The 20,188-nt window shown below is 62.3% G+C and carries 18 protein-coding genes and 1 tRNA gene; 8 read left to right on the forward strand and 11 right to left on the reverse strand.

All coding sequences use genetic code 11. The annotated features are described in order from the left end of the window. Nucleotides 1-175 precede the first annotated feature (175 nt). From ACQ4WO_RS13085 to ACQ4WO_RS13115, 7 genes are all read right to left on the reverse strand, one after another. Entirely contained in the window at nucleotides 176-1,177 is a 1,002-nt protein-coding gene (locus ACQ4WO_RS13085) for a hypothetical protein (RefSeq protein ID WP_436481803.1), read from the reverse strand. Further along, nucleotides 1,174-2,046 (reverse strand): ABC transporter ATP-binding protein, encoded by an 873-nt coding sequence (locus tag ACQ4WO_RS13090; protein ID WP_436481805.1) that lies wholly within the window; start codon nucleotides 2,044-2,046, stop codon nucleotides 1,174-1,176. The genes ACQ4WO_RS13085 and ACQ4WO_RS13090 overlap by 4 nt, the downstream gene beginning before the upstream one ends. Then, nucleotides 2,043-2,423, reverse strand: coding sequence for a GntR family transcriptional regulator (locus ACQ4WO_RS13095; RefSeq protein WP_436481806.1), 381 nt, complete (start codon nucleotides 2,421-2,423; stop codon nucleotides 2,043-2,045). Before ACQ4WO_RS13095 ends, ACQ4WO_RS13090 begins: the two co-directional genes overlap by 4 nt. A gap of 130 nt (nucleotides 2,424-2,553) precedes the next feature. Continuing rightward, complete coding sequence (locus tag ACQ4WO_RS13100) at nucleotides 2,554-3,270, reverse strand: DUF72 domain-containing protein (protein WP_436481807.1); 717 nt, start codon at nucleotides 3,268-3,270, stop codon at nucleotides 2,554-2,556. A 69-nt stretch (nucleotides 3,271-3,339) separates the two neighbouring features. Beyond that, entirely contained in the window at nucleotides 3,340-4,086 is a 747-nt protein-coding gene (locus tag ACQ4WO_RS13105) for a UDP-2,3-diacylglucosamine diphosphatase (RefSeq protein WP_436481809.1), read from the reverse strand. 86 nt (nucleotides 4,087-4,172) lie between these two features. After that, nucleotides 4,173-4,664: a peptidylprolyl isomerase gene (locus ACQ4WO_RS13110; RefSeq protein WP_034756945.1), complete on the reverse strand. Its 492-nt coding sequence runs from the start codon at nucleotides 4,662-4,664 to the stop codon at nucleotides 4,173-4,175. 73 nt (nucleotides 4,665-4,737) lie between these two features. Next, on the reverse strand, nucleotides 4,738-5,367 hold the full coding sequence (locus tag ACQ4WO_RS13115; protein WP_181877859.1) for a peptidylprolyl isomerase: 630 nt from the start codon (nucleotides 5,365-5,367) through the stop codon (nucleotides 4,738-4,740). Nucleotides 5,368-5,645: 278 nt separating this feature from the next. On the opposite strand from ACQ4WO_RS13115, the gene cysS reads away from it, so the two are divergent. The 6 genes from cysS to ACQ4WO_RS13145 all read left to right on the forward strand — a co-directional run bounded on the left by cysS (nucleotide 5,646) and on the right by ACQ4WO_RS13145 (nucleotide 12,021). Then, nucleotides 5,646-7,043 carry a cysteine--tRNA ligase gene (gene cysS / locus ACQ4WO_RS13120; RefSeq protein ID WP_436481810.1) on the forward strand — a complete coding sequence of 466 codons (1,398 nt, stop codon included), beginning with the start codon at nucleotides 5,646-5,648 and terminating at the stop codon, nucleotides 7,041-7,043. Then, nucleotides 7,043-7,756: a DNA-3-methyladenine glycosylase family protein gene (locus ACQ4WO_RS13125; protein WP_436482047.1), complete on the forward strand. Its 714-nt coding sequence runs from the start codon at nucleotides 7,043-7,045 to the stop codon at nucleotides 7,754-7,756. The genes cysS and ACQ4WO_RS13125 overlap by 1 nt, the downstream gene beginning before the upstream one ends. Nucleotides 7,757-7,810: 54 nt before the next feature. Next, complete coding sequence (locus ACQ4WO_RS13130) at nucleotides 7,811-8,785, forward strand: acetyl-CoA carboxylase carboxyltransferase subunit alpha (protein WP_034756951.1); 975 nt, start codon at nucleotides 7,811-7,813, stop codon at nucleotides 8,783-8,785. A gap of 170 nt (nucleotides 8,786-8,955) precedes the next feature. After that, complete coding sequence (gene tilS, locus ACQ4WO_RS13135; protein ID WP_436481811.1) at nucleotides 8,956-10,374, forward strand: tRNA lysidine(34) synthetase TilS; 1,419 nt, start codon at nucleotides 8,956-8,958, stop codon at nucleotides 10,372-10,374. Nucleotides 10,375-10,570: 196 nt separating this feature from the next. Further along, on the forward strand, nucleotides 10,571-11,818 hold the full coding sequence (locus ACQ4WO_RS13140; protein WP_139091271.1) for an aspartate kinase: 1,248 nt from the start codon (nucleotides 10,571-10,573) through the stop codon (nucleotides 11,816-11,818). 110 nt (nucleotides 11,819-11,928) lie between these two features. After that, nucleotides 11,929-12,021: transfer RNA gene (locus tag ACQ4WO_RS13145), tRNA-Ser, on the forward strand. A 253-nt stretch (nucleotides 12,022-12,274) separates the two neighbouring features. Here the strand turns inward: ACQ4WO_RS13145 and ACQ4WO_RS13150 are convergent. From ACQ4WO_RS13150 to tssK, 4 genes are read right to left on the reverse strand one after another with little or no spacing between them, the layout of a single operon-like run. Then, entirely contained in the window at nucleotides 12,275-12,745 is a 471-nt protein-coding gene (locus ACQ4WO_RS13150; RefSeq protein WP_436481812.1) for a hypothetical protein, read from the reverse strand. Between the two features lie 41 nt (nucleotides 12,746-12,786). After that, nucleotides 12,787-16,602, reverse strand: a complete 3,816-nt coding sequence (locus ACQ4WO_RS13155) for a type VI secretion system Vgr family protein (protein ID WP_436481813.1) — start codon at nucleotides 16,600-16,602, stop codon at nucleotides 12,787-12,789. Continuing rightward, on the reverse strand, nucleotides 16,602-17,384 hold the full coding sequence (icmH, locus tag ACQ4WO_RS13160; RefSeq protein ID WP_436481815.1) for a type IVB secretion system protein IcmH/DotU: 783 nt from the start codon (nucleotides 17,382-17,384) through the stop codon (nucleotides 16,602-16,604). Before icmH ends, ACQ4WO_RS13155 begins: the two co-directional genes overlap by 1 nt. Nucleotides 17,385-17,393: 9 nt before the next feature. Beyond that, nucleotides 17,394-18,740, reverse strand: coding sequence for a type VI secretion system baseplate subunit TssK (tssK, locus tag ACQ4WO_RS13165; RefSeq protein WP_436481817.1), 1,347 nt, complete (start codon nucleotides 18,738-18,740; stop codon nucleotides 17,394-17,396). 289 nt (nucleotides 18,741-19,029) lie between these two features. Between tssK and ACQ4WO_RS13170 the strand changes: the two genes are divergently transcribed. Both ACQ4WO_RS13170 and tssB read left to right on the forward strand, forming a co-directional pair. Next, nucleotides 19,030-19,605: a hypothetical protein gene (locus ACQ4WO_RS13170; protein ID WP_436481818.1), complete on the forward strand. Its 576-nt coding sequence runs from the start codon at nucleotides 19,030-19,032 to the stop codon at nucleotides 19,603-19,605. Between the two features lie 73 nt (nucleotides 19,606-19,678). Then, nucleotides 19,679-20,188 carry a type VI secretion system contractile sheath small subunit gene (gene tssB / locus ACQ4WO_RS13175; protein ID WP_058047866.1) on the forward strand — a complete coding sequence of 170 codons (510 nt, stop codon included), beginning with the start codon at nucleotides 19,679-19,681 and terminating at the stop codon, nucleotides 20,186-20,188.

A 20,188-nucleotide genomic window follows, 5' to 3' on the forward strand; every position in this document is an offset into this window, starting at 1 on the left:
TTATTTGTGATTTTAATATCGAGTTGGTGCTATCGAATGAATAGTCTTGTTGTGGCGGGAGGGGATTTTTATAATAACTATCGCTAAGGTAGTTATTATCTCGGGGGCTGAATGGAGTAGAAATGAAAAACGCCCCGGCGGGCGGGGCGTTTTGTATGGGGGGAATATTGCGCTGTCAGCCTTCCTCGCGCCAGCGGCGCAGGCGGATAGCGACGTAAATCAGCGCCGCGCCTGCCGCCGCACCCAGCCAGACGGCTGGCAAGGTCAAGCTGGACCAGGAATTGCTGAACACATCGATGCGTGTCATATGCGATCCGCCCTCTGCCAGGGCGTGCATTTGCGGCAGCAGGCCCGGCTCGAACAGATACCAGCTGCCAGGAAGGGTACCCAGCAGGGCGCGTCCGATGACATTCATCTGTATCCAGCCGACATTGCTTTCCGTCTGCGTCAGCTTGCCGGCCCAGACGGTCAGGATGAGCAGCAGCAGCGGCACGCCGACGGCCCACAGGAAGACTTTCGACTTGGCCCAGCTCGATACCATCAGCAGCCAGCCCACCGTCGGCAAGGCCCACAGGCAATACACGGGCAGCAAGCCGAACACGCGCAGCGGTCCCAGGTACAGGCCTGGGGTGGCGAGCAGTTCGGCAAACACGTGGATGCCGTTGGCTGCCAGCACGCCGCTGAGGATCAGGATCAGGGCCAGCGAAGTCAGGCTGGCGGCGGCGGCCACGATCAGCGGCGCGACCAGCAGGGCGATGGCCGCTTTCGACAGCACCGTCTGCGCATCGGAGATGGGCAGCGATTTCCAGAACAGCACGCTGCGGTCGCGGCGGTCGTCATGCAGGGCGCTCAGGCAATAGAAAAACACGAGAAAACCCAGCGCCAGGAACAGCGGCGCGGCCGCGTACGTGTAGTTGTTGGCGACGGCGTCGATGATTTCCGTGCGGCGCGGGCCGAAGGTACGGGTATTGAAGACGGTGCTCCAGGACACTTCCTCGCCATTGACGATGAGCGCCGTGCGCATCTTGGTCCTGGCGATGGTGCCTATCGTCATCAAGGCGCCCAGCACGGTCATGGCGATGCCGATCAGGGCGGGTGTCCATATCAGCATGCCCTTGTGTTCCCACAGTTCACGCCGGATCAGCCATTGCATCTTGTTGGCAGGGGAAATACTCATTGGTACGATCCTTTCATGGTCGCGACAAACAGGTCAGCCAGGCTGGGCGTACGCACTTCGCCCAGGGCGGCCAGCTGGGCGCGGGCGACGCCGTCGAACAGCATCACCGACTTGCCGAACACGCTGCGTTCGCTGATCGGCTGCAGGGCGCGCGCCGGATTGACGTTCTGCGGACCCACCATCACCTCGATATAGCGCTCGCCCACTTCTTCCATGCTTGAGGCCAGCACGATCTTGCCGTCGCGAATGAACATCAGGTCGCTGAGGATGTGCTCCACTTCCTCGATCTGGTGGGTGGTGATGACGATGGTCTTGTTTTCATCGAAATAGTCTTCCAGCAAGTTCTGGTAAAACTGCTTGCGGTACAGGATGTCCAGGCCCAGGGTGGGCTCGTCGAGCACCAGCAGTTTGGCGTCGATGGCCATCACCAGCGCCAGGTGCAGCTGCACCACCATGCCTTTCGACATGGCCTTGACCTTCATCTTCGGCGCCAGCTTGGTGTGGGCCAGGTAGCGTTCGGCCTTGCTGCGGTCGAAACGTGGATGCACGCCAGCAACGAAGTCGATGGCGTCGGCCACGCGCAGCCAGCCCGGCAGGATGGCCACGTCGGCGATGAAGCAGACGTCGTCCATCAGCGCATCGCGCTGCACGCGCGGATCGCGCCCCAGCACCGACAAGTCGCCTTCGAAGCCCGTCAGGCCCAGGATGGCTTTCAGCGTGGTGGTCTTGCCGGAACCGTTCGGCCCGATCAAGCCGACGATGCGCCCCGGCGCGATATCGAAGCTGATGCCATCGATGGCCACCTGCTTGCCATATTGCTTGTGCAAGCCGCGCGCGCTGATGACGCTGTCCTTCTTCAATGTATTCATGCGCTCGCTCCATGTGCGCCGCTGTCGCGGCTCGCTTGCAGTAGTTGCTCGAGGTTCAGGCCCAGTTGCGTGATGCGTTCCAGCATCGCTGGCCATTCTTCGCGCATGAAGCGCTCGCGTTCACTGGCCAGCAATTTGTCGCGGGCGCCTTCCAAGACATACATACCGAGTCCTCTGCGTTTTTCCACCAGGGCATCGTCGACCAGTTCCTGGTAGGCGCGCGACACCGTGATGGGATTCAATTGATAATCGGCCGCCACCTGGCGCACCGAAGGCAGGGCGTCGCCCGACTGCAGCACGCCATCGAGCATCATGCCCACCACCCTGGCCTTGAGCTGGCGGTAGATGGGGCTATTGTCGTTCCATTCCGCGCTCATGGGATGCGCTCCCATGAGGGTGGTGCGGCGCGGCGCGTGAAAAATGCGGTAGGCATCGAAGCTCCGTGATGTATTGAGTTGGTGTTGTAGTTAACTATAACACTAAGCCCCAAAAAATCAACACGTATTTTCAAGTCAGCCGCGCCTGCAAGTCCAGCGCATTGAACAGGGCGGCCCCGGCCGCCGTGTTATCGAAGATGCACCAGCTGCCCGCATACGCTGGGTTGCGCAATTCAGCGGCCAGCGCCGCCAGGTAATCGGCCGGGTAGTCGGAATAATATATTTTCGGGCTGCCGTGCAGGCGCACGTAGGCCACGTTGGTCGTCGGTACGTGCGGGCCCGGCTGGCCGGCAGGCGGATCGGCGCGCACGCGCGTGATGCGCTGCATTGTTAACAGCTCGGTCGCGCCTTGCTCGAACCAGCTGGGATGGCGCGCTTCACACGCGAGCATGCCGTCGAAGCGCCGGCGCAGGGCGGTGAAAAATGCGGCGGCCACGTCCGCTTCGAATCGCAGGCTGGGCGGCAGCTGCACCAGTACGCAGCCCAGCTTGCTTCCCAATTCCCCCACTTCCGATGCAAAGCGATCGAGTTCGGCCGCGCCATCGCGCAAGCGCCGCTCGTGCGTGATGCTGCGCGGCAATTTCACGCTGAAGCGGAAATGGGCGGGCACGCTGGCGGCCCAGCGCGCGTAGGTGGCGGGCTGGTGCGGGCGGTAGAACGAGCTGTTGATTTCCACGCAGGGCAAGACTTGGGCATAGCGCTGCAGGTGGCTGCCATCGAGGGGGAAGTGGCTGGCGGCGGCGCTGGAAATACTCCAGCCGGCCGTGCCGATGTAAACAGTATGCATGGCGCCATTACAGCAAGGCCAGGCGGGCCCGGCTATCGGACAAACGCCCGTGCCGTCGTCGGCGCAGACCTAGTCGATGATGTTGCCGTTCAGGTCGTGGCGCGTGATGTTGCCGCGCGCATCGATGGCGATCCAGCCACCGCGCGGCGGCGTGACATCGCATTCCCAGTCGGGCAGGACGTAGCGCAGGGTATTGTCGACCTGGTGCAGGGCGGGGCGGTGCGTATGGCCGTGGATCATGACGGTGCTCGCATGTTCGGCAAACACTTGCGCGACAGCATCGGGCGTGACATCCATGATGTCCATGGATTTTTCGCCATTGTGCTCGCGGCTGCTCTTGCGCAAACCGTCGATGATGGCCTTGCGCTGCGCCAGCGGCATGGACAGGAACTGTTGTTGCCAGGCGGGCTGGCGTACCATGGCGCGAAATTCCATGTAGCTGACGTCTTTCGTGCATTCGGCGTCGCCATGCAGCAGGACGATGCGCTGGCCGGCTATCGTGGCCACGTGCGGTTCGCTGAGCAGGGTGGCGCCGGCGGCGGCGGCAAAGCCGGAGCCGACGAGAAAGTCGCGGTTGCCGGCGATCCAGTAGACGTGCACGCCAGCATCGCTGACGGCGCGGATGGCGGCCGTCATGCGCGCATTGAACGGGTCTTCCAGGTCATCGTCGCCGGCCCAGTATTCGAACAGGTCGCCTAATAGATACAGCGCTTGCGCATATTGCGCATGGTGTTCCAGGAAAGAAAGAAACGCCGCGTTCGTGCGCGGGTGCGAACTCTGCAGATGCAGGTCGGAAATAAAGAGTGCGGCAGGCATTGTCATCGTTCAACGCGCCCAAAAAGTGATGTGCATGGAAAAGCGCAAACGCTGCAATGCCTGTTATTCATGATGCTGAAGCCTGATTACGCGGCTTCTACCTTCTCGATGATCACGTCCGTCACTGGCACGTCGGCGAACATGCCGGCGCGCGAGGTTTTGACGGCGCGGATGGCGTCGACGACTTCCTTGCCTTCGGTGACTTTACCGAACACGGCGTAGCCCCAGCCGTCCTGGCCTGGATAGTCGAGGAAGCTGTTGTTCTTGATGTTGATGAAGAACTGGGCCGATGCCGAATGCGGGTCCGACGTGCGGGCCATGGCCAGCGTGTACGTGTCGTTTTTCAGGCCGTTCTTGGCTTCGTTTTCCACGGTGGTGTCGGCTGGCTTTTGTTTCATGCCTGGCTCGAAACCGCCGCCCTGGATCATGAAGCCATCGATGACGCGGTGGAAAATCGTGTTGTCGTAGTGACCGGCTTTCATGTAGGCCAGGAAGTTGGCAACCGTTTTCGGCGCTTTCTCTGCGTCCAGTTCAGCGGTGATCTTGCCCAGATTGGTGGTGATGATGACGGAGGTCATGATGATCCTTAATAAATTGGATGAATAATTGATTCAGCGGCGCCAGGCAGGCCGGCACCGCAAAAACGCTATTTTACAGTTTTGCGGGCGCGGATTTGAGTAAAGTCGCCGATTCGATCACCACGGGGGTGACCGGCACGTTCTGGTGCGGGCCCTTGTCGGCAACGGGCACGGCCTTGATCTTGTCGACCACGTCCATGCCGCTGACGACTTTGCCGAATACCGTGTAGCCGAAACCGTCGCGGCCAGGGTAGTCGAGCGCGCCATTGTCGTTGACGTTGATAAAGAATTGCGCGGTGGCCGAATGCGGGTCGCCCGTGCGTGCCATGGCAATGCTGTAGGTGACGTTTTGCAAGCCGTTTTGCGCTTCATTCTTGATCGGCGCCTTGGTGGCTTTCTGCTTCATGTTCTTGTCGAAGCCGCCGCCCTGTATCATGAAGCCATCGATGACGCGGTGAAACACCGTGCCTTTGTAGTAACCGCTTTTGACGTACTGCAAGAAATTGGCCACGCTGTGCGGCGCTTTTTCCTGGTTCAGTTCCAGCACGATCTCGCCCATGCTGGTTTTCAGGGCCACGTGGGGCGTGGGGTCGAGGGCGGTCGCCGGTGCGGCTGCCACGACGGCGCTGCCCAGGGTCAGGCCGGCAAACAGGGTGCAAAAACGGGCCAGGAAAGACAGGCGTTTCGATTTGATTTCTTGCATGAAGGCGTCCTTGATCGTTATTTTTCTCTAAACTTGCTTTAATTGTAAAGAAATGAAAATTCGGTTGAACATCGTAAAAACCTGATTCATATCGGGCCAGTATGGTTTTTATCAATGTTATACTTGACCGCTAACGCCCTAATTCTAACAAACAAGAACAACAATATAGCGGGTCGACCCGTCTCGGCGCACACGGCAGTTCTGTGGCGCGGCACCCCCGGTGTCCGCGCCTGTCTGTCGTTTTGCCAGGCTGGCGGCCGCTCCACTTGCAAAGTACGATGAGCAATCTAAAGATTTACAACACCCTGGCGCGCGAGAAGCAGGTATTCGTCCCGATGGAAGCGGGCAAGGTACGCATGTACGTGTGCGGCATGACCATCTACGATTATTGCCATATCGGTCATGCGCGCATGATGATGGCGTTTGACGTCATCTACCGCTGGCTGAAAGCGTCCGGTTTCGATGTCACCTATGTGCGCAACATTACGGACATCGACGACAAGATCATCCGCCGCGCCGTGGAAAACGGCGAGACGATTTCCCAGCTGACGACGCGTTTCACCCAGTACATGGATGAAGACACGGCCGCGCTGGGCATCTTGACGCCCGACCACACGCCGCGCGCCACCGAATACGTGCCGCAGATGCTGCGCCTGATCGAGCAGCTGGAAGCGAAGGAACTCGCTTACCAGGGCGAGGATGGCGACGTGAACTATGCCGTGCGCAATTTCCCCCATTACGGCAAGCTGTCGGGCAAGTCGCTCGACGACCTGCGCGCAGGCGAACGTGTCGACGTGAACACGGGCAAGCGCGATCCGCTCGACTTCGTGCTGTGGAAGTCGTCGAAAGAGTCCGAGCCGGAAGAAGTCAAATGGGATTCGAAGTGGGGCAAGGGCCGCCCGGGCTGGCATATCGAATGCTCGGCCATGTCGTGCGCCTTGCTCGGTGAACAGTTCGACATCCATGGCGGCGGCGCGGACTTGCAATTCCCGCACCACGAAAACGAGATTGCCCAATCCGAAGGCGCGTTCGGCCATACCAGCGTCAATTACTGGATACATAACGGTTTCGTGCGCCTGGACAATGAAAAGATGTCCAAGTCGCTCGGCAATTTCTTTACCATCCGCGAAGTGCTGCAAAAGTTCGATGCCGAAGTCATCCGCTTCTTCATCCTGCGCGCGCACTACCGCAGCCCCCTGAATTACTCGGACGTGCACCTCGACGATGCGCGCCTGTCCCTGACCCGCTTGTACACGGCGCTGGCCGACGTGGTGGTGGAAGAGGGCGCCATCGACTGGAACGAAGCGCATGCCGTGCGCGTGCGCGAAGCGATGGACGACGATTTCAACACACCGCTGGCCGTGGCCGCCCTGTTCGACCTGGCAACGGAAGTCAACAAGAGCAAGTCGCCGGCTCTGGCGCGTCAATTGAAGGGCCTGGCGGGCGTGTTCGGCTTGCTGGAGCGTACGCCGCAGCAATTCCTGCAAGCGACCGTCGGCGCCGCCGCCGGTGGCGTCGATGAGGCAGCCGGCATCGAAGCGGCCATCGCGGCGCGCAGCGCGGCGAAAAAGGCGCGCGACTTTGCCCAGTCCGACAAGATCCGCGCCGACTTGCTGGCGGCGGGCATCATTCTCGAAGACAAGCCTGACGGCTCGACCAACTGGCGCCGCGCATGATGCCAACGTCCAGGGAAAACGGGGAAGCGCCGGTAATAGCCGCGCAGGTGATCCAGGTGCCGCACTACTGGGAAGAGGCGAAGATCGAGCTGATGAAGCGCGACCGCATCATGAAAAAGCTCATCCCGCAATTTGGCGACCTGCACCTGGTCGGTCACAGCGACCCGTTTACGACCCTGGCCCGTTCGCTGGTGGGACAGCAGATCACGCCCAAGGCGGCCGATGCTGCCTGGAAAAAGCTGCTGCTCGCTTGCCCGAAATGCACGCCGTCGCAAGTATTGAAGGCAGGCGCCGAGCAGCTGTCCGCCTGCGGCTTGTCCAAACGCAAGACCGAATACATCCTCGACCTGGCCGACCATTTCAAGGCCAAGCGCGTGCACGCGAGCCAGTGGGATCAGATGGATGACGAAGCCGTCATCGCCGAACTGGTGCAAATCCGCGGCATCGGCCGCTGGACAGCCGAGATGTTTCTGATATTTAATCTGCTCCGGCCGAATGTCTTGCCGCTCGACGACCCCGGTTTGATCCAGGGCATCAGCGTCAGTTATTTCTCCGGCGAACCAGTTTCCCGCAGCGATGCGCGCGAAGTTTCCGCCAATTGGGAACCATGGCGCACCGTCGCGACGTGGTATTTGTGGCGCAGTCTCGACCCTGCAGCCGCTCCTGCCGCACCCGATGGAGCCCCCGGCGCAGCAGCCGGTACGGTAAAATAAACATAGATGACGCCGCGCGCCCTGGCGCCGTGGCCGGTAAAACCTGGAGGTACAATGACTAAAACGACTTTCCTCAATTTTGAACAGCCGATCGCGGAACTCGATTCCAAGATCGAAGAGTTGCGCTTCGTGCAAGACGATTCGGCCGTCGACATCTCGGAAGAGATCGACCGCCTGGCCAAGAAGAGCCAGCAGCTGACCAAAGATATCTACGCCAAGCTGACTCCTTGGCAAGTGGCGCAGATCGCGCGCCACCCGCAACGCCCCTACACCATGGATTACGTGAATGAAATCTTTACCGATTTCCACGAATTGCATGGCGACCGCAGCTACGCGGACGATCTGTCCGTCGTGGGCGGCCTGGCCCGCTTCAACGGCCAGCCGTGCATGGTCATCGGCCACCAGAAGGGCCGCGACACGAAAGAGCGCGCCATGCGCAATTTCGGCATGCCGAAGCCGGAAGGCTACCGCAAGGCCATGCGCCTGATGAAAGTGGCTGAAAAGTTCAACCTGCCCATCTTCACCTTCGTCGACACGCCAGGCGCCTTCCCCGGCATCGACGCGGAAGAGCGCGGCCAGTCGGAAGCCATCGGCCACAACCTGTACGTGATGGCCGAGTTGAAAGTGCCGCTGATCGCCACCATCATCGGTGAAGGCGGTTCCGGCGGCGCGCTGGCCATTGCCGTCGGCGATGCCGTGTTGATGCTGCAATACTCGACCTATGCCGTGATCTCGCCGGAAGGCTGCGCCTCGATCCTGTGGAAGAGCGCCGAGCGCGCCTCCGACGCGGCCGAAGCGCTGGGCCTGACTGCCCACCGCCTGAAAGCCATGGGCCTGATCGACAAGATCATCAACGAACCGCTGGGCGGCGCTCACCGCGATCCGAAACAGATGGCCACCTTGCTCAAACGCGCCCTGGCCGACACCCTGCGCCAGTTCCACGGCATGAAAACCAAGGACCTGCTGGCCGCGCGCCATGAAAAATTGCTGAGCTACGGCAAGTTCAAGGAAACGACGCCGAGCGAGTAAGCCATCGCTGGTCGGTGTAGGTCGGCGTAGGTCGGCTTAGCGCAGCGTAAGCCGACAGGACGTAAGCCGACAAGACGTAAGCCGACAAGACAGTAAAATACCAGGGACAGTCCGCTAAACGACACCATCCGTTTAGCAGCCTGTCCCTCTTTGCATTCCCGGAGTCCTGATTGAAAAAGCAACAAACCGCCACCGTCGCCGATATTTTTGCCAGCGCGCTGGACGCCTGCGCGCCGGCACCCGGCAGCCCCGTCGGCATCGCCCTCAGCGGCGGCCTCGATTCCTCGGCCCTGCTGCACCTGGCCCATGCCTGGGCGCAGGAGCACGGCGTGGCCCTGCGCGCCTTTCATGTGCACCACGGCCTGAGCCCGAATGCGGATGCCTGGCTGGCCCACTGCGAACAATTATGCGCCGGCATGGGCATCGCTTTCGAGGCGCGCAAGGTCGCCCTGGAGAAAAATGCGAAGACGGGCACGGAAGAGGCGGCCCGCAAGCGCCGTTACGCGGCCCTGGGCGAGTTGTGCGCCGCGCACGGCGCGCGCCTGCTGCTCACGGCCCACCACCAGGATGACCAGGCTGAAACGGTGCTGCTACAATTGCTGCGCGGCTCGGGCACGGCGGGTTTGTCCGGCATGGATGGCGCCAACAGTGCGCCCGAGCTGCTGGGCAACCCGGACCTGGTGATGGCGCGCCCCTTGCTGCCCGTGTCGCGCAGGCAGCTGGAAAGCTACGTGGAAAAACATGCGATCGCGCACATCCACGATGAGTCGAACGATGATCCCCGCTTTGCCCGCAATGCCCTGCGGCACCAGGTGATGCCTGTGCTGGCGCAGGCCTTTCCCGGTTTCCAGGAGCGTTTCGCCCGCAGCGCCCAGCACGCGCAATCGGCGCAGCGCCTGCTGACGGAACTGGCGACGCAGGATTTGGCGGCGTGCCTCGATGGCGATTGCATCGAGCTGGCGAAATTGCGCGCGCTGAGCGCGGACCGCTGCTACAACCTGCTGCGCCACTGGTTCGGCACGCGCGGCTTGCGCATGCCGTCGACGGCATGGCTGGCGGAAATGCTGGCGCAATTGCTGGAAGCGCGGCCCGATGCGCAATTGCTGGTCACGCATCCCGAATGCCACGTGCGGCGCCACCGCGACCGGTTGTACCTGACGCCGAAGCTCGATGATCTCGCCGGCATGCGCGACAAGAGCGACGCGGGGATTCCTGGCCTGGAAAAAGCCAGCCAGCAATTTACATGGCAAGGCGAGGCGAGCCTGGCGTTCCCCGCGTATGGCGGCGTGCTGCATTTCGATGCGGTGGAAGAGGGCGGCCAGGGTATCGATATTGCCTGGTTGCAAGCTCAAACCTTGACCATCGATTTCCGCCAGGGTGGCGAGCGCCTGAAACTGGCCTTGAACCGTCCCACGAAGAGCTTGAAATACCATTACCAGGCGTTTGACGTGCCCGCCTGGGAGCGCGAACGCCTGCCCCTTGTCTGTGCGGCGCAACAATTGCTGTTCGCGGCTGGTATTGGCGTCGATTGCCATTGCCTGAGTCTGCTGGATCGTCCCCGCGTCGCCTTGCGCTGGGTCTCCTGCTGAGCGTAAGGGGCGCCACCACGGCCACTCCCGGGGTGGCTGGCAAGTGGCTGCCCAAGCCAGCTGGACTGCATGGATTGGTTATTTCCATATGCGCAATCGGTATGAGCTAATGCGCTTTTTAGCTTGTTATTTTGCATTGCGGCATGTAGAGTAAAGCCCTCCTTTTTTATTCTTCTTGAGCGGAAACTTCACTCTTATGGCTTTAATCGTCCACAAATATGGCGGTACGTCGATGGGCTCGACTGACCGTATCAAGAATGTCGCCAAGCGCGTTGCCAAGTGGCACGACGCTGGGCATCAAATCGTGGTGGTGCCATCCGCCATGTCGGGCGAAACCAACCGCCTGATTGGACTGGCCAAGGAAATCATGGATCAACCCGATCCCCGTGAACTTGACATGATCGCCTCGACAGGCGAACAAGTGTCCGTCGGCCTATTGTCGATGGCACTGCTGGCGATCGGCAAACAAGCCGTATCCTATGCTGGCTGGCAAGTCGCGATCAAGACCGATTCCGCCTTTACCAAGGCACGCATCCAGTCGATCGATGACGAAAAAGTCAAACGCGACCTCGATGCGGGCAAGATCGTCATCATTACCGGTTTCCAGGGCGTCGACGAGCACGACAACATCGCGACCCTAGGCCGCGGCGGTTCCGACACCTCGGCCGTGGCGATTGCCGCCGCCATGAAGGCGTCCGAATGCCTGATCTTCACGGACGTCGACGGCGTCTATACGACCGACCCGCGCGTGGTCTCCGAGGCGCGCCGCCTGAAGACCATCACCTTTGAAGAAATGCTGGAACTGGCTTCGCTGGGCTCCAAAGTGCTGCAAACGCGTTCGGTGGAATTCGCCGGCAACTACCGCGTGCCCACGCGCGTGCTGTCGTCGCTGACCGACCCGATGTTGCCGCTGGAAATAGAAGCCAATTCAGGCACCCTGATTTCGTTTGAGGAAGATACAAACATGGAACAAGCAGTCATCTCCGGCATCGCCTTCAACCGCGATGAAGCCAAAATCACCGTGCTCGGCGTGCCCGACCGTCCAGGCGTGGCATACCACATCCTGGGACCGGTGGCGGACGCGAACATCGAAGTCGACATGATCATACAGAATCAGTCGGTCGACGGTAAAACGGACTTCACCTTCACCGTCTCGCGCGGCGAATACGCGCGCGCGCTGGCCGTGCTGGAAGCGAACCGCGAATCGCTGGGCGCGGCCAGCATCACGGGCGACGCGAAAGTGTCGAAACTGTCCGTCGTCGGCGTGGGCATGCGCAGCCACGTTGGCGTCGCATCGCAAATGTTCCGCACCCTGTCGGAAGAGGGCATCAACATCATGATGATCTCCACTTCCGAGATCAAGATCTCCGTGCTGATCGATGAAAAGTACATGGAACTGGCCGTGCGCGCGCTGCATAAAGCGTTCGAGCTGGAAAAAGCTTAAATATCCAAAAATATTGCCCCACTCCCTTGACCAAAGGGAGGGCAATCGATATTATGACGTTCGTCGCTGCAGCGCAGTTAGCTACAGAGACATAGTTGAGTAATCAGCTAGGAGACGTGGCCGAGTGGCCGAAGGCACATCCCTGCTAAGGATGCATACGGCTTATACCTGTATCGTGGGTTCGAATCCCACCGTCTCCGCCAGAATCAAATAAAAAAGCCTTCCCTGCGGGAGGCTTTTTTATTTGTCTGGACGGAACGGTGGGATTCGAAGACGGAGCGCCCTAAGGGGCGCGAGGCTATTCGAATCGCCCAACCACCGCGCTGCGCGCGGCACGTTGGCCGCGCAGCGGCCCAACGCCGTCCCCTCATCTCAAGCCGTAGCGGCCAGCGCCTACGCATCGCCTCCCACAGCCAGCATCACGCAGTCCCCCCGGCATCACCCAGACGGCCAGCATCACCGCTTCGCCTCCCGCTCCAGCGTATCCCTGCCAATAATCTTCAAGCTCGTCCCGCCCTTGAACGGCAACGTTTCCTCGCCAATGTCAGATGCGGCGCCGCCCCCGATCCGGATCCCCGCCGAGACGCCGATTTCGGCCGTCACGTCGACGAATTCCTTGCGGAACAGCAGCAGCTCCGTATGCTTGATGATGGTTTGCAGCGCCACCGACTGGCCCGGCGCGATGGTGGTGAAGGCGCGCTTGAGCGCATGGTCCGCCAGGCTCGTCTTCAGGATCTGGCTTTGTTCGCTCACGTTGTCGATCAGGCGCAGGTTGGGGCCGCGCTGCTGGATGTAGTCGAGCGGATAGCCGACGGCCGCGCTGCCGGTATTCTTGATGACGACTTCGATGCGCATGTCGCTGCCCGTGAAAATGCAGGCCGGGTTGTCGAGGCAATGGGCGCTGACGGAAAGTACGTCGTTCGGCATGGCGTGTCCTGTGAGGTGTAGGAAGGTTGCAAACAGCCCGGTCACGAGCCATTGAGGATGATATCGCATTTGATTTTCCGTCCTATTTTCGCCCGCAGCAATTCTTGCACTTCGATCGCGATTTGCCAGCCGTGCCGCTTGAGGACAATCACGGAGCCGTAGGCACTCATGATGTTGGCCACTGCCGGATCCGGTTCCGTGCCGTCCGCCAGGGCCGGCACAGGCGCATCCCAGCTGCCGTCGGGCTTCATGTACTTGACGGTTTCGTCATCGCCGTCGACATAGGAATATTCGTCCGGTATGCCATAGCAATGGCCGAATTCATGCGCATGGGTTTGCCCATTGGTGGCCATCGATACGTCGATCACGGTGCCGGTCACGCCTTCGCGGTCGTAGCGCTTGTGGATCTGCATGGTGTAGTGCTCCCTGCTTTCCACGTACTCCACGCGGTAGACGATGGGCAGGATGCGCGTGCCGCATTCCGGATCGACGATCTCCATGCGGAATTTATTGTTCCAGTGTTGTTCCAGGCCCGTCCTGGCGACTTCCTTGACGTACTTGATGACGGCGGCGCGCTGCTTGGCTCGTGTGGCGGCCTGTGGGGTGCCTTTCTCGCGGTCTTCCAGCGCCTGGTCTTCGGCCGACAGCACCGTCACCACCTTGACGCGCAATTCGGCGATGATGCTGGTATTCGACTTGACGGGCACGTAGATCTTGTAGCGCACGGTATCGAAATAATTATGTGGCGCGCCATTGGCGCCGAAAGTGTTGTTGTAGCGCGGCACGCTGGAGACATCGATCTCCTTTTCGTAGTCGGCGATCCAGCAGGCGGGACGCTTGATCAGCACTTCCTTGCGCTGCTTGTTGTCGACGGGGCTGGTGCTCGACATACCCGTTTCCTTGAATTTCGGCTCGGGCTTGGGCGGCACCTTGGCTGTCGTGCCGGGCGCTGGCGCCTTGGCGCGCGTGTCTGGCGCGGGAGCAGGCGCAGGGCTGTCCGGCGTCTCGGGCAACTGGCCCGGCGATTTGAGCAGTTCGATCACCAGCGCTTCGACGGCGGCGGCAGCCACGACGTGGGTCAAGCCCCTGGCGTCCGTCATGCCCGTTTCGATACTGCCATCGGCGCGCTTGATGCGGTATGGCTGGCGCGGCATCAGTTCGCCTGTGTCGCGGTCTTTCAGCACGAAGCCTTCGTCGAACAGTTTCAGGCGGCTGTCGGGCAACGGCGGCAGGCCGGCGGCGGCGCTGGCGCCGCCATTGAAGACATGCTGCCCGCCCTTGACCGTAAAATGGCCCGGGCAGCGGAAGGTGATGTCGCCGCCCTCGAGCGTGATCGACGATTGTCCCGCCTGCAGGACGATCTTTTGGTTGGCCTTGATGTCGATGCTGTCGCTCACGGAGATCACCGTGACGGCTTGATCGGCGAGGATTTCCAGCTGGTCGGTATGCGCTTCGAGCGAGACGGGGCCGTTGCCCGCGACAGCCTTGATGCCACCGTCCTGGCTGAACAGCGTGGCCGCGTTGGCCGCCACCGAGGCGACCGTCTGGCCGGCCGTCATGTGCAGGTCGGCCTGCGCCGTCCAGTGCAGCTGCTGGCCCGCGAACAGCACGGTCGAAGCGGGCGTGGCCCAGTTGATGCTGCTGGGCGACTCCATCAGCACGAGCGGCTGGGCGTAGCGTTCCACGGGCTGCGCCGTATCGGGCGCGCGCGTGCCGCTGCCCGCCTTGATGGCTTCCTGGCCGCCGACCGCGGCCTGGTACTTGCCATCCTGCTGCGGGTCGATCTGCGCCGCCATGTCCAGCTGCGCCTGGTTCGCATCCTTGCTGACGAGGGCTTTTTGCTGGCTAGCCGACGTCGCCACCGTCTTGCTCAGTTCACAGGCACCGCGCAGCAGGGCCAGCGCTTCCTTCGTGTCGAGCTGGCTCGACGCCACGCCGGCGCCCTGGCGCGCGCGCGCCGTGGTCGAGATCAGCATGCCTTCGCCGGCGCGCAGCATGGCCCAGGCGTCGGTGCGCAATTCAAAGCCGCTGCCGCGGTAGCTGCCCCGTTGCGCCGTGTTGGCGCCTTGCTGCACCAGGTAGCCCAGATTGAGCTCGGTGGCGGCGCTGCTCGAAGCGAGCCGGGTGCGCAGCTGGCCCCGGGTATCGTCGAGCACCCACTGGTTGTAGCCGGCGCCGTCGAAATTGTGGCTGTGCATGCCCGACAGGACGCCTGCATGGTTGACGCCCGAATCCTCGCCGGCCGCATAGGGCGGCGTGTCGCTGCCCGTGTAGAGCTGGGCGACGACCAGCGGGCGGTCCATGTCGCCTTCGATGAAGTCGACCAGCACTTCCGTGCCCAGGCGCGGCGTGAATTGCGAGCCCCAGTTCGGGCCGGCCAGCGCTTCGGCCACGCGCACCCACGCGCCGGACGCCTCGTTGCCGGGCGCGTTGCCCTGCTGGTCGGTGTTGTGCGCCAGGCCGCCCGGATTGGCGGCGCTGCCGCGCTGCCAGGCAAACTGGAGGCGCACCTGATGGTCGCGGCCCGTGGTGGCGACGCTGTCGGCCAGACCCACCACCAGCGCCGTCTGCGGACCCAGCGCCACGGCTGGTGCGCGCGCGGCGGTGGCGCGCGGCACGATGGCCACGCTGGCGCGCACGCAGCCGAAGCGGTTGCGGTAGGTGCCCGGTTCGATCTGGCCGGCGATCCAGTCGGCCACGCCGCCCAGGCCGGCCGTCCTGGCCAGCTGCGACAGCATGCCGCCCAGGCTGGCGCCGGCCGGTCCCGCATTGTTGCGCGCCTGATGCTCGGCCCACAGCACGGTGAATGCGTTGGCGCCATCGGCATGCTGCCCGTGCTGCAGCAGGCGCATGGCGTGGCCGGCGGCCAGGCGGCGCACGGCGCCGGCGCCGTCGAACTGCTTGTTGTCCAGTTCCAGGGCTTGCAGCATGCGCTCGCTGTGCGGCCCCGCCGCCGCGCGGTCGGCATGCAGGCGCTCGCCGGCGCCGTCATACACGGCCAGCTGCGGCAATTGCCCGGCCTCCAGGCTGGAGACTTGCTCGGCGGCGGGTGCCGTCACCTGCTCCGGGTGCCAGCTGCTGATGCTGACGGCATTCGACTGCACCTGGCGGCGCGCGCCGAAGCGGTCGATGGCGTCGTCCGCATCGGTGGCGCGCACGCCGTGAAAGCGCATGTCGGCGCCGCCCGGCGTCTGCGGCGCCGTGGCCTTGCTGTCGAAGATCACCAGTTTGTGCCTGGCCTGCGCCTGGCCATCGCCGCCTTCCTGCGCGCCGCCAGGCTGGTCGTGCTCGAAACGCCAGCTCAGGCCTTCGGCGGCCAGCAGGCGCGCGAAGAAATCGAAGTCGCTTTCGCGGTACTGGGTGCAGATGGCGCGCGTGGCCAGCGCCTGGCTGACGTCGAATTCGAAGCGCAGCTGCGGGTAGTCGGCCAGCAGCTCGGTGACGATGTCGCGCACATGCTTGTCCTGGAAAATATAGCTGTCGCGGCGCAGCCGCAGCAGGGCCAGGGCCGGTTCGAGGCGCAGCCGGTAGCGCGCCACGCCGCCGTCGGCGCCCATCCAGGCGCAATCGGTGCAGATGCCGTGCCAGGCGCGCTGGCTGCCGTCGGGCTGAAGCAGGCACAGCGTCATTTCCTCGCCGATAAAGGAGGCCAGGTCCAGGCTGGCCGCGGTGCTCAGGGCATCGACTTCGAAGCGGAACAGTTCATTGACGGCCTCGCGGCCCTCGAACTGTTCCGCCATCAGCGATTCCGGCTGCCCCGACTGCTGCGCCGTGGCCAGGGTGATGAGCCGCGCATGCTGGCTCAAGCCGGTGCCGAACTGGCCCGTGGCGGGAGGGGCTTGTTGTGCGCCGCCCATCACGGCAGGGTAATGCTCAGGTTGGCCACGCGCGGCGCCAGCTTGACGATGTCGTTGTAGGCATTGATCTGCACTTCCGTCTGCTTGGCCAGCATGGTGCGCAGCCCCAGGTAGCCCAGCGCGCAGATCAGGGCGAACACCGAACACAGCACCCATGGCGGCACGTTGTTGCGCAGCTTGTGGATGATCTGGTCGGGCCGCTCCGCATGCGGGGCGAAGCCGGTTTTCTTGCCCTTCATCTGGGCGATTTCGTCGCCCAGGCGCGCCGTCAGGTAGTTGAGTTTTTCCGGGCCTTCCAGGATGTAGCGGCCCTGGAAACCCAGCAGCAGGCACATGTGGAATACCTCGAGCGCCTGCAGGTGCGCGCTGCCGCGCGCGCGCAGCGCTTCGAGGCGGATGAAGAAGTTTTCGCCGGCCAGCTGGTCGCCGAACAGCACCAGCTGCAACGGCCGCCGCGCCCATTCGTCGCGGATGCTGTAGGGCGAGCGCAGGATGATTTCATCGACGGCCGCGCAGAACGCATATTTTGCGGCGTCGATATCGTCCGCCGACGCGCCCTGTTTTTTCGCGCCGCGGCTGAACTCATCGAGGAAGTGCGTCATCTTGCTGATGAAATCGGCATTGTCTTGCGGCCCGCTGCCGTTCTTCAGCATGAACAGGGCGTAAAAACCGTCGTACATCAAGTCCATCAAGGTGTGTTCCGTGCCTGGACCGGCAGCCATGCTGGAGGCATAGGCGGCCTGGCCGCCGGACATTAGGGAAGGAGGAGCGCTGGAATGCATCGTTGGACCTCAGGAAGTGACGGCGACAAGTTCGAGTTTCAGTTCACGCATGCCGGAAGGGACATACACCAGCAGCGACTGCGCCTGCAGCATGCGTTCGTACATCTGGCCCTTGGCCTCGATGGTGAAGTAAAACATGTCGGGGCGCACCGGCACGGCGGCCGGCACCTGCGGCGCGTGCTGCAGGCGCACCCCGGGCAGGGCGGACAGGACGAACTTTTCCACGTCGTCCGGCGCGCCCACCTTGAAACGCAGCGGCACCACGTCGACCAGTTCCACGCCGGCCATGTCGGCCGACACGCCCAGGTAGAACGCCGTCTTGGCGTCGATCTTTTCCGAGTCCAGCTTGCCGTGGTGGTAGGACGGCTTGGTTTCCGTCAGCGCGATGGCGAAGTATTTCGACGAGATCACGGTGTCGAGCAATTCGCGGATCATGGCGTGCAGCTGGGCGAACGACAGGCCGGGATCGGCATGCCGGTACGGCGGCAGGTCGGCCAGCGCATGGCTTCTTGAAAATGTCATCAAGCCGCCCGCCAGGGCCAGCAGCTGTTCGTACAGCCGCTCCGGATGCAGCGCCGGATGATGGTAGTAGTGGCTGAGCGAGGCGTAGGCCGCGCTGGCCGTATGCAGCAGCCAGAACGAGGACATGTCGCCCGAGCGGAATTCGATCACGCTCTTGCTCGGCTCGCGGTGATGCCCGTACAGCGCATTGACCTTGGCCTGCAGCGCGTCGATCAGGCGGCGCAATTGCAGGAACAGCAGGGGCGCGCTGCGGATGGACAGGCTGGGGGGCACGAAGGCCGGATCCTGCTCGAAGCCGCCCGTCGACAGGCGCCGCAGGCGCAGCAGGGGGAAACTGACGTAGGAATCGCGCGGTTCGGAATCGGCCACCAGGCGCAGGGTTTTTTTCAGGTAGGTCAGTTCGGCCTGCGCGGCCTGGGTGTACAGGTCCGGCGTGCTGAGATTGGCCTGGGCGTAGCGCGCCGCGTTGTTGGGCTGGCCGCTGGCGGCGAAGTTGCCGCCGAATGGCTTAAAGGCCGGCAAGGCGGCATGGAAGGTCACCGATTGCAGCGACGACGGCAAGTTGCCCAGGTCGAGCGCCTCGGGCAGTTCATCGCCGCCGGCCGCATTGTAGATTTCGCCGTCCTGGAAGACCAGCGACAGTTCCAGCAGGCGCAAGCTGTTGTTGGCCAGCGCATCGCGGTCGATCTGCAGCTGGTTCACCCCCCACGCATACGGGTGCAATGCCTTGACGCTCTCGTGCAGGCGCTGTTCGTGGTACTGGTCTTGCTGCTGGAAATGCTGGGGCCGCAGGAACAGGCCTTCGCCCCATAACAATTTGTTTGCCATGCTCATGAATTGCCCTCTATGCCAGACACAGTGAGGCGCGCGGCGGCGACTGAAAAACATGCTTCGCATCGCGCAACTTGGTGCTTTTTTCGCAACTGCAAGAACCTTAACATTATCTTGAGGAATGGTGCGTACTGTACGTTTTTAGCCTCAGTAGTGTGAGTTTTCGCGTATTTTCTATTGAACGCAGTAAATTTTCAAATCATGCTACGCTCCGAAAAATAAACAATTAACAACTATAAAAAGCAACTTTTCAGTCGTCAAAACGGTCTTCTTTTTTGAAGGAACGCTCAACATGACACGCTCGGTTTCGCTACGCACTCTTGCCGTTATCACCTGTGCTTTTGCCCTCGGCGCCTGCAGTACGGCGCCGGTGGCCAAACCGCCAACCGTCGTGGCGCCGCCGACGCTGGAGGCGCTGATGGCCAAGGCCACGCAGGCAGTGGATACGGGCAACAAGGCGGCGGCGCTGGCGCTGTGGCAGGAGGCCGCCGCCGCCGCGCCCGCCGACAAGCAGCCCTGGGTGCGCATGGCGCAAAGCCGCTACGATGCGGGCCAATATGGCGAAGCCATCCTCAATGCCCAGGAAGTGCTGGTGCGCGATCCTGCCGACAAGCTGGCCAACAGCGTGATCGCCATCAGCGGACTGCGCCTGTCGACGCGGGCGCTGGCCGACCTGAGCCGCCAGAACAACCTGTCCGGTCCGCTGCGCGCGGAATCGCAGGACCTGGCCAAGCTGCTGCGCGAGAGCCTCGGCGAAACCGTGCTGGTGCCGCCGCAGGACAAGCCGCCCGTGCGCCAAGCCCGCAAGCAGCCAAGCAAGCGCGCTGCCGATGAGGGCAGCGCCAATCCATTCAATGCCCTGAAGTAGCCAGCCAGGCACAGGTACGCCGCAGTTCAACAGGCGCATCGCCGATGCCGCCAACATTTGGGAAGGGGATGTCATGTCGAAAAAAGATAGTGTGCAGAAGCGCTTGCAAAAGGTACGCCCGCCACGCGTGCAGATGACCTACGACGTCGAGATCGGCGACGCCATCGAAAACAAGGAGCTGCCCTTCGTGGTGGGCGTGGTGGGCGATTTCGGCGGCAATTCGGAACTCGAGCAGAAGCGCCTGAAGGACCGCAAGTTCGTCGATATCGACCGCGATAATTTCGATGAAGTGATGAAGGGCATCGAGCCGCGCGCCACCTACCGCGTGCCCAATGAACTGGGCGCCGGTGGCGGCCAGTTCGGCGTCGAGCTGAAATTCCGCTCGATCGCCGATTTCCGCCCGGAAGCGGTGGTCGAGCAGGTCGAGCCGCTGCGCAAGCTGCTCGAGGCGCGCACCAAGCTGGCCGACCTGCGCAACAAGCTGGCCGGCAACGACAAGCTGGAAGACATCCTGAATGACGTGCTCAACAGCACGGAAAAACTGGCCCAGCTGGAACAACATTCCCACGTCAGGAAAGATTGA

The sequence above is a fragment of the Janthinobacterium aestuarii genome (assembly GCF_051380835.1).
GTDB classification, from domain to species: domain Bacteria; phylum Pseudomonadota; class Gammaproteobacteria; order Burkholderiales; family Burkholderiaceae_D; genus Janthinobacterium; species Janthinobacterium aestuarii.